The organism is Streptococcus orisratti DSM 15617, assembly GCF_000380105.1.
GTDB classification, from domain to species: domain Bacteria; phylum Bacillota; class Bacilli; order Lactobacillales; family Streptococcaceae; genus Streptococcus; species Streptococcus orisratti.
Genome location: NZ_KB904482.1, coordinates 1 through 13,187, shown reverse-complemented (window position 1 = coordinate 13,187; position 13,187 = coordinate 1). Strand labels below are relative to the sequence as shown.

The window sequence follows — 13,187 nt, the reverse complement described above, 5'->3', positions numbered from 1 at the left end:
AAGATTTCTGACTTACCGCCTTATTTTACTGTACGGATACGCATTGTATTAGTTCCACCTGATCCTACTGGAACACCTGCCACGATGATGATGTTGTCACCTGATTCAACAAGGCCTGATTCAAGAGCAACTTTTTCAGCTACTTCAAACATATCATCTGTTGAAGCTGGTTTTTCAGTAACAACTGGAATAACACCCCAGTTAATCATAAGTGATTTTTGAGTTTTCTCATCAAATGTTACTGCCAAGATATCAGCTTCTGGACGGTACTTAGAAATAGCACGTGCTGTTGAACCAGATTCTGTAAGGGCAACAACAAGTTTGATGTTCATTGAATTTGTAGCATCTTTAACTGCTGACGCAACAACTTCTGTTTTAGTTTCACGTGGGAATTTAGATGAATCAAGACGTCCATACTCTTTAAGAAGAGTTTGAGCATTTTTATCAATTGTAGCCATTGTACGAACTGATTCAACTGGGTATTTACCGTTAGCTGACTCACCAGAAAGCATTGTTGCATCTGTACCGTCGATAACAGCGTTGAAGACGTCAGATACTTCTGAACGAGTTGCACGTGGTTTATCAGTCATTGTTTCAAGCATGTTTGTTGCTGTGATAACTGCTTTACCAGCTGCATTAACTTTAGTAATGATCATTTTTTGGTAAACTGGCACCATTTCAAATGGTACTTCAATACCCATGTCACCACGAGCAATCATGATACCATCAGCTGCTTCGATGATTTCATCGATGTTGTCGATACCTTGTTGGTTTTCAATTTTTGCGAACAAACGAACGTGTCCGTTACCAGTTTCTTCACAGATTGCACGAACTTCGTTAACGTCTTTTGCAGTACGTACAAATGAGATAGCGATGAAGTTAAGACCTTGTTCAAGACCAAAACGGATATCAGCGTTATCACGTTCAGCAAGTGCTGGGAAAGGAATTTTAGTGTAAGGAATGTTTACACCTTTTTGTTTAGCAATGATACCATCATTTTCAACTTCAACGACAAATTCACGTTTGTCAGCATCTTTTTCGATAACTTTAAGTCCAAGTTTACCATCATCAACAAGAACTTGTTTACCAACTTCAACATCGTCAAAGATATCAAGTGCACCTGCAACGTTCAAAGCGATAACTTCACGAGTTGATTTGATACCTTGTTTTGTAGCAACACGAATCACTTCACCAGTTTTGTATGAGTACTCTTTAGCATCACCTTCGAACAATTCTGTACGAATTTCAGGTCCTTTAGTATCAAGAAGGAAACCAACTTTTTGACCAGCGATTTCTTCTGCTTTACGAACGACTTCCATACGTTCACCTTGTTCAGCATGGTCCCCGTGTGAGAAGTTGAAACGGAAAACATTAGCTCCTTCTTTAATCAATTCAGCGATTTTTTCAGCTGATGCTTGATGATCGAGTTTTTCACCCCAATAACCATCATCACCAAATTTTTTACCGCCGCGGATTTCTACCGCAGGTCCGAGTGTAGCAACAATTTTTACACGTTTATGCATGATAATATGAAACTCCCTTTATTTTTTTGTCGATTTACGACATTGATAACTAAAATGAATAGGTAAAACAGACTTCTTAGTGAGCGATGTCACGGTTCAATTGAGCCAAGTCAAGACGTGCTTTGTGTGGATTATTAACAATAATCTTACCGTCTTCTGTCAATGTGAACAAAGCACCTTCTTCTGCTGTTCCAAGGATTGGACTTTCTACAAGTTGTTCGTTGTGCACACCGACAGCAAGACCGCCGCGTCCTTCTTTAAGAAGTGTAACCGCATGTGCCCCCATCCATGATGCGAGAACACGATCACGTGGAGTTGGTGCACCACCACGAAGGATATGACCTAAGTTCGTTGCACGAAGGTCACTTGTATCACCAGCTTCTTTCATCAACTGAGCAAATTTTTCTGCATGCATCACACCTTCAGCAAGAACGATAATGTGGCGATGTTTTCCTTTTTCTTCATAGCCTTCACGAACTTTACGAACAACTTCGTTGATATCATAGGCTTCTTCTGGGATGATAATTTGGTCGGCACCTGCTGCAATACCCGCCCAAAGAGCGATGTCTCCGGCATTACGACCCATGACTTCAACAACAAAAGTACGACCGTGACTAAATGAAGTATCACGAATTTTATCCAAAGCTTCTGTCGCTGTGTTGATAGCTGTATCAAAACCAATTGTATAGTCAGTTCCAGCGATGTCATTATCAATTGTTCCAGGAACACCAACTGCTGGGAAACCATGCTCAGTCAAACGCATAGCACCATGATATGAACCATCTCCACCAACAACGACAACACCTTCGATGCCGTGTTTTTTAAGCTGTTCAATACCTTTTAGTTGCCCTTCAAGTGTTGCAAACTCAGGGTAACGAGCTGATTGGAGGAATGTTCCACCGTGTGACAAAGTATTTGAAACACTTTGAGCATCCAATGGGAAGATATCACCTTCCACCATTCCCGCGTATCCACGGTTGATACCATAGGCTTCCATTCCTTCTGAAATTGCTTTACGAACAACTGCACGAACAGCAGCGTTCATACCAGGAGCGTCACCGCCACTAGTCAAAACAGCAATACGTTTCATTTCCTATACTCCTTATTATTAATCTAACGTCCCTATTATAGCACATTCGTTAACAAAAAGCTTTATTTTTTTCACCGAAAAATCGTTTTCATAACATAGGGGTTTAGCTTTTCAAGCAGTTCTTGCGATTTTTTTACTGAAATATTCTGTAATTGCAAGGTTTGCTTACTATCTTGATAGTGAAGAACAACGTTGTAGCTTCCTGGGTATTCTTCCAACAACTCAGAGATTACTTGGTCATTTTGATGATTTTCTAATAGTAGCCATAGCCGTTCCGAACTAACTTCTTGTGCCCGTGTCATCACCATTTGTAGACGACCATCACGCTTCTGAATTTTCCCAGTCAAGTAGTAATACGCTCCCACCCTCAACTGATCCCTGTATTGTGCAAATGTTTCTGGAAATAGGGTAACATCTGTCTTTTTATGGGTATCTGTTACTTTGAGAAAAGCCATTTGTTGACCCGATTTAGTACGAATTACATGATTGTCAATCAACTCAACTAAAACAGTTGTCTGGGTATTTTCTTGTAAATCAGCTAAGGCTGTAAATTTCTGACTAGAACGTTTGGCAATCTCCGCAAGTGGATGGGGACTAAGTCCTACACCAAGAATCTCCTGCTCCATCTGGTACTTTTCTGCCAAAGAATAATCATCAAGTTCAATCCAATTATAGGATGTATCCGCAAAAAGACTCCCCAATTCATTAACAAACACAAAAAGATTTTCGAGATTTTCCTCTATTTTGTGTCTGTTTCCATCAAACTTATCAAAGGCTCCTACTCTAATCAAAGGTAAGATGTATTCGTTCTTTTGATAATTCGCAGGCAAACGTGTTAGAAAATCTTCAACATTACTAAATGGGCGGTTTTCAATGATCCAGTATGCCATGTCGCGAGAAATCGCTTTAATGTTCCGTAACCCCAAAGATATACGACCATTGGAAATTTTATCAGAGTAAGGAACGTTATTGATGTCAAATCCATCTAGAGTAAATCCCAAGTCCATAGCGTCAGTGATGTAATCAGCACTGGAATAATTCAACATAACATCAAAGAAAACACTTGGGTAGTGTGTTTTGAAGTAAGCAAGCTGAAAAGCTAAGGCCGAGTATGCAAAAGCATGACTTCGATTAAAACCATAACCAGCAAATTTAGCCATGCGTTCAAATAAATTTTGAGCAGTCTCCAAAGGATGACCTAGTTGTTGGGCACCGCTCAAAAATTCAGCTTCCATTTTCTTCATCTCTGTCAAATTTTTCTTTGACATTGCACGACGAAGTAAATCGGCCTTTCCAAGTGTAAATCCAGCATAAATCTGCGCAATTTGCATAACCTGCTCTTGGTAAAGCATGATGCCATAAGTTGGTTCAAGGATAGATGAGATGGCCGGGTCAATCAAATCAACCGCTTCCTGACCAAAACGACGCCGAATAAAATTTTCTGTGTAATCACTGGCTCCTGGACGATTAAGACTCGTTGTTGCAACAATATCTTCGAATTTCCTAGGTTTGATTCGTTTTAAAAGATTGATTGCTCCGCTTTGCTCAAACTGGAAAATTCCCTTAGTTTTCCCTGAAGCAAAAAGGGCCATTGTTGCCTCATCTTCTAAATTGATAGACTTAATATCAATGACTTGACCGTATTCTTTGGCAAGTTTTTCCTGCATTTTTTGAACAAAGGTCAGATTACGTAATCCTAAAAAGTCCATTTTTAGCAAACCATTTGCTTCAACAGCGCTGGCATCATATTGTGTAATCATCATATCCTCGCCTGCTTTAAGCGGAATGTGATCAGTCAAATTGTCATCACTCATCACAACGCCTGCTGCATGAATGGAGGTCTGTCGTGGATTGCCTTCAATTCGCTTGGCGATAGCAAAGGCACGCTGGTATTCCATTTTACTGTTGATAATTTGGCGAAAAGCTAGATTGTTTTCATAAACACTCGTCAAATTATCTCGAAAACCTATTTTTTTAGTGATATTGGTCAATTCATATTCGGGGGCGCCAAAACGTTTAAAAACATCACGAATAGCTTGTTTGGCACCAAATGTAGAAAAAGTCACAATCTGCGCAGAATGCAAGCTACCATAACGATTGCGAACATAGTGTAAAAATTCACTACGATAAATATCTGGCAAATCAATATCAATATCAGGCATGCTGTAACGCTCTTCGTTTAGAAAACGTTCAAAAAGTAGATTATTTTTGACGGGGTCAATACCCGTGATATCTAATGCAAAGGAAACTAGACTTCCAGCAGCAGAACCACGGCCCATTCCCATATAGTAACCGCGGCTACGACCAAAACGCAGTAAATCCCAAACGATAAGAAAATAATCATCAAAGCCCATTTTGTGAATAACAGTCAGTTCATGCTTCAGCCTTTCCTGATAAGCAGGTAACCAAAGGTTTTTCTTTTTCAAGCCCTGTTCAGTTAACTCTGCCAACTCATCTACTGCCAATTTTTGACGATTGAAACGTGGCAATTTTAATTCAGTGTTAAACTCATAAGAAATTTCTGCAACCAATTTTTCTAAATTTATCAAGGCTTCTGGAAATTTCTCCTGAAAAACTTGGGTAACTATAGCACAATCTTTCAGGTTTTGATTATTCGGTGCTGGCGGAACATCTTTCAGGGGAAGATTATCCCGAATGGCATGTAGCATGTGTAGCGTCTCAACATCATCACTGTTAAAATAGCGAACAGGTTGTAAGGGAAGAATCGGTTTTGTGTAATTCTTTTGAGGTGAGTCTTCCCACACACCAATGTAGTATTGAAATGGCAAGTTTAGATTATCAGCTTCTAAATCCTCTGGAAGGATAACGGCAATATCTAACAGATAGGTCGGTAATTCTTCCAACGAAATTCTCTCGGTCATTTGTCTGGTCGAGATTTTCATCAAATTTTGATAACCGTTTGTATTTAAGGCAATCAAATAAAGAGATAACTCTGTCGTCTCTAATAGGATTTTTAACTCTAAACCAAGAACAGGTTGCAAACCACTCGCTTGAGCTTCTTTGATAAAATGATAAGCCACATACAAATTATCTTTGTCCATAATACCAATGGTCTTATATCCCAAAGTCTTTGCCGTAGCAATGTAAGTTTTCAAATCAACTAGACTATCCATAAATGAATAAACCGTTTTGGTATCTAATTGGGCAAACATAATTTCTCCTTCTCGATTAGTTATATCTATTTAGTTCAATATCTGAAAATCATTTCCTTGTACACTGGTCAATCTTGATTGTATTCGCACACAAGTAGGCTATTTCATCCTTTAACAAAAATAAAAGAATTCACTCACAAATTTTACTTGAGCCTAGGTGAAGGGTAATAGCATTTCAACTGATACTCTTCAAAAACCAAATTCAGACCCTGTTAACTTGATTTAATTTTCATTAAATGTGAAGACTGCTTTTAATTGTATGACATTAAGAAAGTAACAAGTACTATCTTCTACTCTTTTTGTATATCAACATCTTTATTATACTATGAAATGTGCCAAATTGTAGAAAAAGCAAATCATTTTCCACTGATTAGAGGTCATCTAACAGCGCTAGACTTTGAGAAGATTAGAAAAAAATACAAAATATCAACTTTCTCTAAACTCCGCATTTTCCCACTTCCATTTTTAAGACCCGATACCTAACAAGCGAAGTGCTTATAGATAAAAGATAGTTTTTCGCTAATCAAGGCAGTTTTTGGAGAGAATATTGACTGTATTTTGAAAAAAACTACGGATGAGTAACTCAAAACTAGCCTTGGATAGAAGCGCTGATACTCAATGAAAATCAAAAGTAGCCTAGGAAACGAAGCCGACGATAGAACTTGAGTTCATCAAGGCAAGTTGACAACGGATAATTTTGATTTTCGAAGAGTATGAACTGTGAATACAGGTTCTAAAACAAATATAAGCAAAAAACCCTTTAACTAAAAGGGTTTAGAAGTTTTAAAAACCTTAAATGGAGCCGGTGGGAGTCGAACCCACGTCCAAACACCTGCCAACATATTTGTCTACAACCATAGGTTATGCATTTGATTTAACTGAGACACGACACATAACTCAACCCTTGTCACAGCGAGCCTATCAATCTCTTTTTGGTCAGCTAGGCAATAACCAAACGTAATCTGCTAATAATAAGACCTCTAGCTAACCACAGATAAGTCAACAGAAGTCACGCCCGCTGGTTTTTAGGCAGCTAAAGCGTAAGAGTTTGTATTTTTTGCAGTTATATTTAACTGAGCGTTTACGTCGCCACACGAGTCGCAAAATATGCCTCATAATGCCTGTCGAATCCGTAACGACCCCAGACAAGACAATGTGATACACTCACCTGTACATTATAGCAAATAATGTTTCAAATAGCAAAAAAATAGTAGATATGTTATGATAGAAGCATGAAAATGAAATTGTCACAACGTTATCTATTTTGGCAAAAAGTCATTAAAGTTTTGGGAGTATTAGCACTCATTGCCTCAGGCGTTTTTGTTATCTGGCTCTACCGTCAGGGCATACTTAATGACAGTAATGAATTGAAAAGTCTTGTTAAGCACTATCGTTTTTGGGGACCACTTGTTTTTATCTTGATTCAGATTATACAAGTTGTCTTTCCAGTTATACCTGGGGGAGTTACAACCATCGCTGGTTTTCTTATTTTTGGTCCAGTTTTGGGTTTTATCTATAACTACATAGGTATCCTAGTGGGGAGTGGTATTCTTTTTCAATTGGTTCGTATCTTTGGCCGAAAGTTCATTCTTCTTTTTGTATCAGAAGAAACTTTTTATCGCTACGAAGCGAAACTAGAAACTCCTGGTTATGAGCGATTCTTCATTTTTTGCATGGCTTCTCCTATTTCTCCAGCAGATGTCATGGTCATGATTACTGGATTGACACAAATGTCGTTCCGAAAGTTCATGATTATCAACATCATTGCAAAACCGCTATCTATCATTGGTTATAGTTACCTTTGGATCTTCGGCGGTGATTTAGTTAAAATATTTTTAAAATAGAAAACACCATCAGACATGGATTAACACATCTGATGGCTTTTTTTATTGAATATTTAATTTATTCTTGATAATAAAGTATGTGCCACTGTAAAAAATAGCAATCTCAACGATAAACTGCACAAAGTAGTAATAATAAAATCGTGTAGAATAAATTTGGTCATTGATGAGAAGATTATTATCAACAAACATCACTGACAGAATAGAAAGCAAAATGGCTAAGACGACATAGAAAACAAAGCCCATTAACACACGACGATCAGTAAATAATTGTCCTAAAGCTATGGCTAGGTAAATCATCAAGGTTCCTGCAATAGCAGATAGTAGCACATATAAACTGAAGAAAAACGTATTGCTTTCAGGAAATATTTCATGGATATAAGGTAAGACAATCAACAGTTCTTTAACACCTACAGAAGGAATGACAACCAATAAAATTGCGATGATAATAACCAGAGCATTGAAGAAACTCCAAATTATTGATGCTACTAACTTAGATAAGATAATCTGGTGAATCGAGGCTGGTAGGGTTAATGTTAGGTAACCTTCTCTACCAAAAATATTGTTATAGAAGCGTTTGATGATAATGAATATGGTCGCCGCCCACGAACTTGCAATTAAAGCACCTAAAATTAAAAATAAGGAGAAAGGAATAATAGACGAAGTCAAATTATCTGTTCGTTCCATCAGCGATTTTAAGAAAAATCCTAAAATGGGAGCAATAACAAGGATTGCACTATTTAAGGCAAAATACCACTTTCCCACATACTTGAATTCGTATTTTAAGAGTTTTGCAAACATATTATCCTCCTATACCCTGTACTTATCACGAAACAGCGAATCAATTGACTCGCCATATTCTTCACGTATATCATCTGCATTTCCTTGCAAAATTATCCGTCCTTCTTTAAGGAAGATGACTTCATCAAGAACTGACTCAATATCTGCAATGAGATGAGTTGAAATAATCACTGATGCATCTTCAGAATAGTTGTTTATTATTGTGCGCAAAATATAGTCACGCGCTGCAGGATCAACTCCTCCAATCGGCTCATCTAGAATATACAATTTTGCTTGACGACTCATGACAAGGATGAGCTGAACTTTTTCCTTATTTCCCTTAGAAAGATTTTTCAATTGTGCATTAGGATCTAAATCTAAATCTTTCAACAGACAATTGGCTTTTTCACGAGAGAAATCATCATAAAAATCCTCAAAATAGTCAATAATATCTTTAATTTTCATCCAATCTCTAAAGTAAGTTGTGTCTGGGAGATAAGAAATAATCTTTTTTGTTTCAATAGAAGGACGGTAACCATCAATAACAATATCCCCTGAATCCGGTTGTAGCAAGCCATTAATTAATTTTATCAAAGTAGTCTTACCACTACCGTTTGAACCAAGCAAACCTATAATCTTTCCAGTTGGCAAAGTAAGGCTCAAATCATCGATCACAACTTGTTTTTTATATGATTTTGTGACATGATGTAGTTGCAAAAGTTGGGTCATCTTAGTCAACCTCCTTGAGATAAGTTTCTAGTATTGAGGGGATATCTTGAGTGTCAAAACCAATCTTGGCCATATTGTCAACAAAATTTCTCAGTTCTAATTCAGCTACTTCTTTACGTTTTTGTGCAATAATTTCTGTATCATCTGTTACAAATCGACCAGACGTTCTTTGTGAATAGACCATACCTTCGCGTTCTAGTTCTGAGAAAGCACGTTGCATGGTGTTAGGGTTAACTCCGGCAATCTCTGCTAACTCACGAACAGTCGGAAGTTGCTCGCCACTTTTGATTTCTTGACTGATAATTTGCATTTTAACATGCTGCGCAATTTGTGCATAAATCGGCGATTTTTCATCAAATTTCCAGGACATACGGTGCCTCCTTCTGATATATTAAATAAGTAAAAACATTTGTACCATTTAAACGATACAAAAATGTTACCAAAAAGTCAAGCCATTTGCTGATTTATTTTATACTTAAAAGTAAATCTTATCTTAATGCACTAATAACCTGTATTTACAAGTGAAGTGCTTTTATATAAGAGATGAGAGTGCTGAACTGTGAATACAGGTTCTAAGATTCGGTGACAATGGCATATTGAACAGGATATATGGTTTTAGCAAGTTTAAATCAGTGAAATGAACAGACTTTCTCTTTCATTTTTGATAGTACTACGACCTTCCTACTACTATTTTCGTGGTGATGGTTTTGAGGAACAGATTCGTTTTATTTTTTGGGTGAATACTGTTATATTTTCTGTAAATTGCCTGTTTATTTCAAATTTTTCAGAAAGTTTTTCATGTAAACGTTTCAGGTGCTTGAAAAAAATAAGTAGAGTAGTAGACTTATAAACGAAGGAGTTTTATATGAAATTATACGTTCAATTTATGATTATTCTTGTCTTCTCCTTTCTTGGAGAAGCTATTTCATCCATTTTTCACCTTCCTGTGCCAGGAAGTATTATTGGACTAACTTTGCTATTTCTAGCCTTAGAATTTAAAATCATTCGTCTTAGACATATTACTCTAGTTGGTGATTTTTTATTGGCTAATATGACCATTCTCTTCTTGCCTGCAGCGGTAGGTATTATGGAAAAATTTTCAGATATCAAACCTTACTTACTTCCTATCTCATTGATAATTTTAGCAGCCATTTTCATCAATATTGCTGTCATTGGTTTCGTTGTTCAAATCATTAAGAAAAATTTCGAAGGAGACTATATTGACAAAGGAGCACGTCATGACTGAACTTTTTTCTAATCCTATTTTTGGTATTATGTTATCCATCTTAGCCTATCTATTTGGAATACTAATTTTTCGACGATTTCCTCATCCAATTACAACACCACTCCTCTTGGCCACTGCTTTTATCATTATTTTTCTAAAAACAACTGGCATTTCTTACAAGGATTATTATGTTGGTGGCAGTTATCTCAATATGTTAATTGTACCGTCAACAGTTGCTCTCGGAATTCCTCTCTATCGCTCCTTTCATTTGATGAAACATCATATTAGGAGTATTTTACTTGGTATTCTTATCTCTTGTGTCATTAACACTAGTTTTACGGCTTTTATTGCCAAACTCTTTGGGATGAAATATTTCCTTGCCATTTCTCTTTTCCCTAAGTCGGTGACAACAGCTATGGCAATTGGGATTACCGATAAAATGGGAGGAATTACAACAATTACCTTAGTTGTCGTTGTGATTACTGGCATCCTAACAAGTGTCTTGGGACCAGTCTTTCTCTCCCTATTAAAAATTGATGATCCTGTTGCCATCGGACTAGCCCTAGGTGGAACAGGGCATGCTATTGGAACAGGAACTGCTTTAAAATATGGTCGTGTTGAGGGAGCAATGGCTGGGTTAGCTATCGGTATCACGGGGATGACTTATGTCCTAGTTAGCCCAATCGTTGCACAAATTATCCTAAAATAGCTCTGTCACTCTTCAAATATGATACAATAAAAAAAAAGATTAAAAAGGAAAATCAAGTGAAAAAAGGATTTTATCTCGTGACATTGAGTCTCTTACTAATTAGTCTCACCGCCTGCTCTAACAAAAATAAGGAGGCTACTTCACCTAGCTCCGATACTGAATTGTTAACTTCCAGTTCAAAAACTGAACATGAGGATGTTCGACTTAATTTCAATAAAATTGTTCTTGCTCAGGCTGCCAATGAATTTAAGGGAGGTACAACCCTTGAAGAATTAAAAGCGATGTACGGTGAGCCAACTTCTCAAAGTCAGACTCCCGCTGGCGATGTAACATTGGATTCTTATACATGGAACTTTGACTCTGTTGTGGTAACAGTTCAATTATTTGAAAATAGTTCTATTGCTCGCTCTATTTCAAACTTTGTTTTTTCGCGAAAAGCTACTATTGATCAGAAAATGTATGACAAACTTGAAAATGGAATGACTTTTAAACAAGCAATTGAGATTTTAGGAGAACCTGATGATTTTTCTCAAGCAGCTTCTTCTGATAAGGTAGAACTACAAGCAATGTGGGTTAGCGGATTTAAATCAGAATCAAATTCTGACCAAAGTCGTTCAGCTAGTATCACACTAAGTTTTGAAAACGATGCGTTGACTCAAAAAAGTCAAACTGGGTTGAACAAATAATCATTTTAGGGCTAGATAAAGACACCTTTGTATGAAGATGTTGGAACGTAGACAAACTCCTACAAATACAATAATTTGGATAATTGAGGCTTCTTTTCCATAGATGTAAAGTCTCCCCATATTGTTCATCTGTAATTTTCAATTTTGCTAGATCTTATAATTGATAGGCCTAGTCATATTTTGTAGAATAGAGACAATGGTATCTTTAGCGTTGATAACTAGTGTTCCTACAATCAGGATATTGTATGACAAAGCGGACAGCCTGCACCATGTCTCCCCATGATGCAGGTCATCTTAGACCTGAGGGAAAAATATGGTTTGATGGTTCGGGCCGAGCGTTACCGCTCCGACCAAGAAATATCCCTGAACGTGACCAACAATACCTCAACAGTTAAGAAAAGGCTGGATCTGTGCCCAATGTCATTAAGTTAACTAACCTATCACGTTTTGTGGTAGGTTAGTTTTTTTCTATGGTACACTAAAAATAAAAGGGGAAAAGTCATGTTAGATCAGTAAAGGTCTAATAATGTCTATTTTAGCGGTTGTAAACCCTGTTAAATCAAGGTTTGAGAACGAGTCGTATCTAATGTGTAGAGAAAAATGTAGAGATAAATCAAGCTGTTAATTTTGAAACTTTATCAAGATAAATATCCACTGCTCTAAATTTTTGCTTAGGTGCCAATTCAGCATAGGTGTCCATTGTCGTCGTGATAGACTTATGTCCCATTCTGATTTGCAATTCTTTCCAGTTTGCTCCAGCATTTAACATCAAAGAAGCGTGAGTGTGACGGAATAAGTGAAAACCATAATCAGGCAATCCTAGTGAGGACAGGCGCTTCTTGAGTGTAGCACGCTCATTTCTATCGCACATATAGTTTCCATAAATTGTTGGGAAAATTAAATCAGATTTGGGTAAGCCATGTTTTTCAAAATAAGCATTCATCTCATTGTGAAAATTAACTAAAGTAACAATTATTTCATTAGGAACAGGAATTCGCCTATTTCCAGCGTCGGTTTTTGGAGTTGGTTTACAAACCATCTCACCCTTTAAACCTAGCTTTTTATTTGCCCTTTTCCACATTAGAGTTTTATTTACGACAATTTCATTGGTTTCTATATCTAAATCATGAATCTCCAATGCTAGCAATTCATTGATACGGCAAGCTGAAGCAAGTAGGGTGTTGCAAATGACTTTGAACCTACGATTAGCTCGTGTATCTGGTAAATCTGATAAAAATTTTAACCAGTGTGATANATCTTCATCATGTAGTACCATAATTCGCTTCTTGTTTGCCTTTGGCTTTGGAGGAATTTTGATAGTCAATGCTGGATTCTTTAACAAACCATAGTTTGTTATCCCAAAGTCAAAAATATCGCTTAACTTATGAGCTACAGCTCCAAAATCTTTTGCCCTTCCTTTTTGAGCTCGTT

12 protein-coding genes and 1 other RNA gene are annotated in these 13,187 nt (G+C 37.1%); 5 read left to right on the top strand and 8 right to left on the bottom strand.

Annotation, left to right across the window (positions count from 1 at the left end; genetic code table 11):
• Positions 1 to 20: 20 nt before the first annotated feature.
• From pyk to ssrA, 4 genes are all read right to left on the bottom strand, one after another.
• Entirely contained in the window at positions 21 to 1,523 is a 1,503-nt protein-coding gene (gene pyk / locus A3I7_RS0108015; protein WP_018376270.1) for a pyruvate kinase, read from the bottom strand.
• Between the two features lie 76 nt (positions 1,524 to 1,599).
• Positions 1,600 to 2,613, bottom strand: a complete 1,014-nt coding sequence (gene pfkA / locus A3I7_RS0108010) for a 6-phosphofructokinase (RefSeq protein WP_018376269.1) — start codon at positions 2,611 to 2,613, stop codon at positions 1,600 to 1,602.
• A gap of 71 nt (positions 2,614 to 2,684) precedes the next feature.
• Positions 2,685 to 5,786 (bottom strand): DNA polymerase III subunit alpha, encoded by a 3,102-nt coding sequence (locus A3I7_RS0108005; RefSeq protein ID WP_018376268.1) that lies wholly within the window; start codon positions 5,784 to 5,786, stop codon positions 2,685 to 2,687.
• A gap of 794 nt (positions 5,787 to 6,580) precedes the next feature.
• Positions 6,581 to 6,929, bottom strand: a transfer-messenger RNA (tmRNA) gene (ssrA, locus tag A3I7_RS13700).
• Positions 6,930 to 7,018: 89 nt separating this feature from the next.
• On the opposite strand from ssrA, the gene A3I7_RS0108000 reads away from it, so the two are divergent.
• Positions 7,019 to 7,630: a TVP38/TMEM64 family protein gene (locus A3I7_RS0108000; protein ID WP_026217187.1), complete on the top strand. Its 612-nt coding sequence runs from the start codon at positions 7,019 to 7,021 to the stop codon at positions 7,628 to 7,630.
• A 42-nt stretch (positions 7,631 to 7,672) separates the two neighbouring features.
• Here A3I7_RS0108000 and A3I7_RS0107995 read toward each other — a convergent pair whose 3' ends face one another.
• From A3I7_RS0107995 to A3I7_RS0107985, 3 genes are read right to left on the bottom strand one after another with little or no spacing between them, the layout of a single operon-like run.
• A complete protein-coding gene (locus A3I7_RS0107995; protein WP_018376266.1) occupies positions 7,673 to 8,428 on the bottom strand; it encodes a hypothetical protein in 756 nt (251 codons plus the stop codon).
• Between the two features lie 9 nt (positions 8,429 to 8,437).
• Positions 8,438 to 9,136: an ABC transporter ATP-binding protein gene (locus A3I7_RS0107990; RefSeq protein ID WP_018376265.1), complete on the bottom strand. Its 699-nt coding sequence runs from the start codon at positions 9,134 to 9,136 to the stop codon at positions 8,438 to 8,440.
• A 1-nt stretch (position 9,137) separates the two neighbouring features.
• Positions 9,138 to 9,506, bottom strand: coding sequence for a GntR family transcriptional regulator (locus A3I7_RS0107985; RefSeq protein WP_018376264.1), 369 nt, complete (start codon positions 9,504 to 9,506; stop codon positions 9,138 to 9,140).
• A gap of 495 nt (positions 9,507 to 10,001) precedes the next feature.
• Here A3I7_RS0107985 and A3I7_RS0107980 point away from each other — a divergent pair, with 495 nt between their 5' ends.
• The 4 genes from A3I7_RS0107980 to A3I7_RS14110 all read left to right on the top strand — a co-directional run bounded on the left by A3I7_RS0107980 (position 10,002) and on the right by A3I7_RS14110 (position 12,151).
• Complete coding sequence (locus A3I7_RS0107980) at positions 10,002 to 10,382, top strand: CidA/LrgA family protein (RefSeq protein WP_018376263.1); 381 nt, start codon at positions 10,002 to 10,004, stop codon at positions 10,380 to 10,382.
• A complete protein-coding gene (locus A3I7_RS0107975; protein ID WP_018376262.1) occupies positions 10,375 to 11,070 on the top strand; it encodes an LrgB family protein in 696 nt (231 codons plus the stop codon). Before A3I7_RS0107980 ends, A3I7_RS0107975 begins: the two co-directional genes overlap by 8 nt.
• A gap of 56 nt (positions 11,071 to 11,126) precedes the next feature.
• Positions 11,127 to 11,756, top strand: coding sequence for a DUF3862 domain-containing protein (locus tag A3I7_RS0107970; protein WP_018376261.1), 630 nt, complete (start codon positions 11,127 to 11,129; stop codon positions 11,754 to 11,756).
• A 245-nt stretch (positions 11,757 to 12,001) separates the two neighbouring features.
• Positions 12,002 to 12,151, top strand: a complete 150-nt coding sequence (locus A3I7_RS14110; protein WP_211207762.1) for a hypothetical protein — start codon at positions 12,002 to 12,004, stop codon at positions 12,149 to 12,151.
• A 218-nt stretch (positions 12,152 to 12,369) separates the two neighbouring features.
• Here the strand turns inward: A3I7_RS14110 and A3I7_RS0107965 are convergent.
• A partial coding sequence (locus A3I7_RS0107965) for a tyrosine-type recombinase/integrase (protein ID WP_018376260.1) occupies positions 12,370 to 13,187 on the bottom strand: 818 nt, incomplete at its 5' end.

Bases quoted from the DNA above. Each gene is read 5' to 3' on its own strand.
- pyk (WP_018376270.1), bottom strand. From the start codon at position 1,523: ATGCATAAACGTGTAAAAATTGTTGCTACACTCGGACCTGCGGTAGAA.
- pfkA (WP_018376269.1), bottom strand. From the start codon at position 2,613: ATGAAACGTATTGCTGTTTTGACTAGTGGCGGTGACGCTCCTGGTATG.
- A3I7_RS0108005 (WP_018376268.1), bottom strand. From the start codon at position 5,786: ATGTTTGCCCAATTAGATACCAAAACGGTTTATTCATTTATGGATAGT.
- A3I7_RS0108000 (WP_026217187.1), top strand. From the start codon at position 7,019: ATGAAAATGAAATTGTCACAACGTTATCTATTTTGGCAAAAAGTCATT.
- A3I7_RS0107995 (WP_018376266.1), bottom strand. From the start codon at position 8,428: ATGTTTGCAAAACTCTTAAAATACGAATTCAAGTATGTGGGAAAGTGG.
- A3I7_RS0107990 (WP_018376265.1), bottom strand. From the start codon at position 9,136: ATGACCCAACTTTTGCAACTACATCATGTCACAAAATCATATAAAAAA.
- A3I7_RS0107985 (WP_018376264.1), bottom strand. From the start codon at position 9,506: ATGTCCTGGAAATTTGATGAAAAATCGCCGATTTATGCACAAATTGCG.
- A3I7_RS0107980 (WP_018376263.1), top strand. From the start codon at position 10,002: ATGAAATTATACGTTCAATTTATGATTATTCTTGTCTTCTCCTTTCTT.
- A3I7_RS0107975 (WP_018376262.1), top strand. From the start codon at position 10,375: ATGACTGAACTTTTTTCTAATCCTATTTTTGGTATTATGTTATCCATC.
- A3I7_RS14110 (WP_211207762.1), top strand. From the start codon at position 12,002: ATGACAAAGCGGACAGCCTGCACCATGTCTCCCCATGATGCAGGTCAT.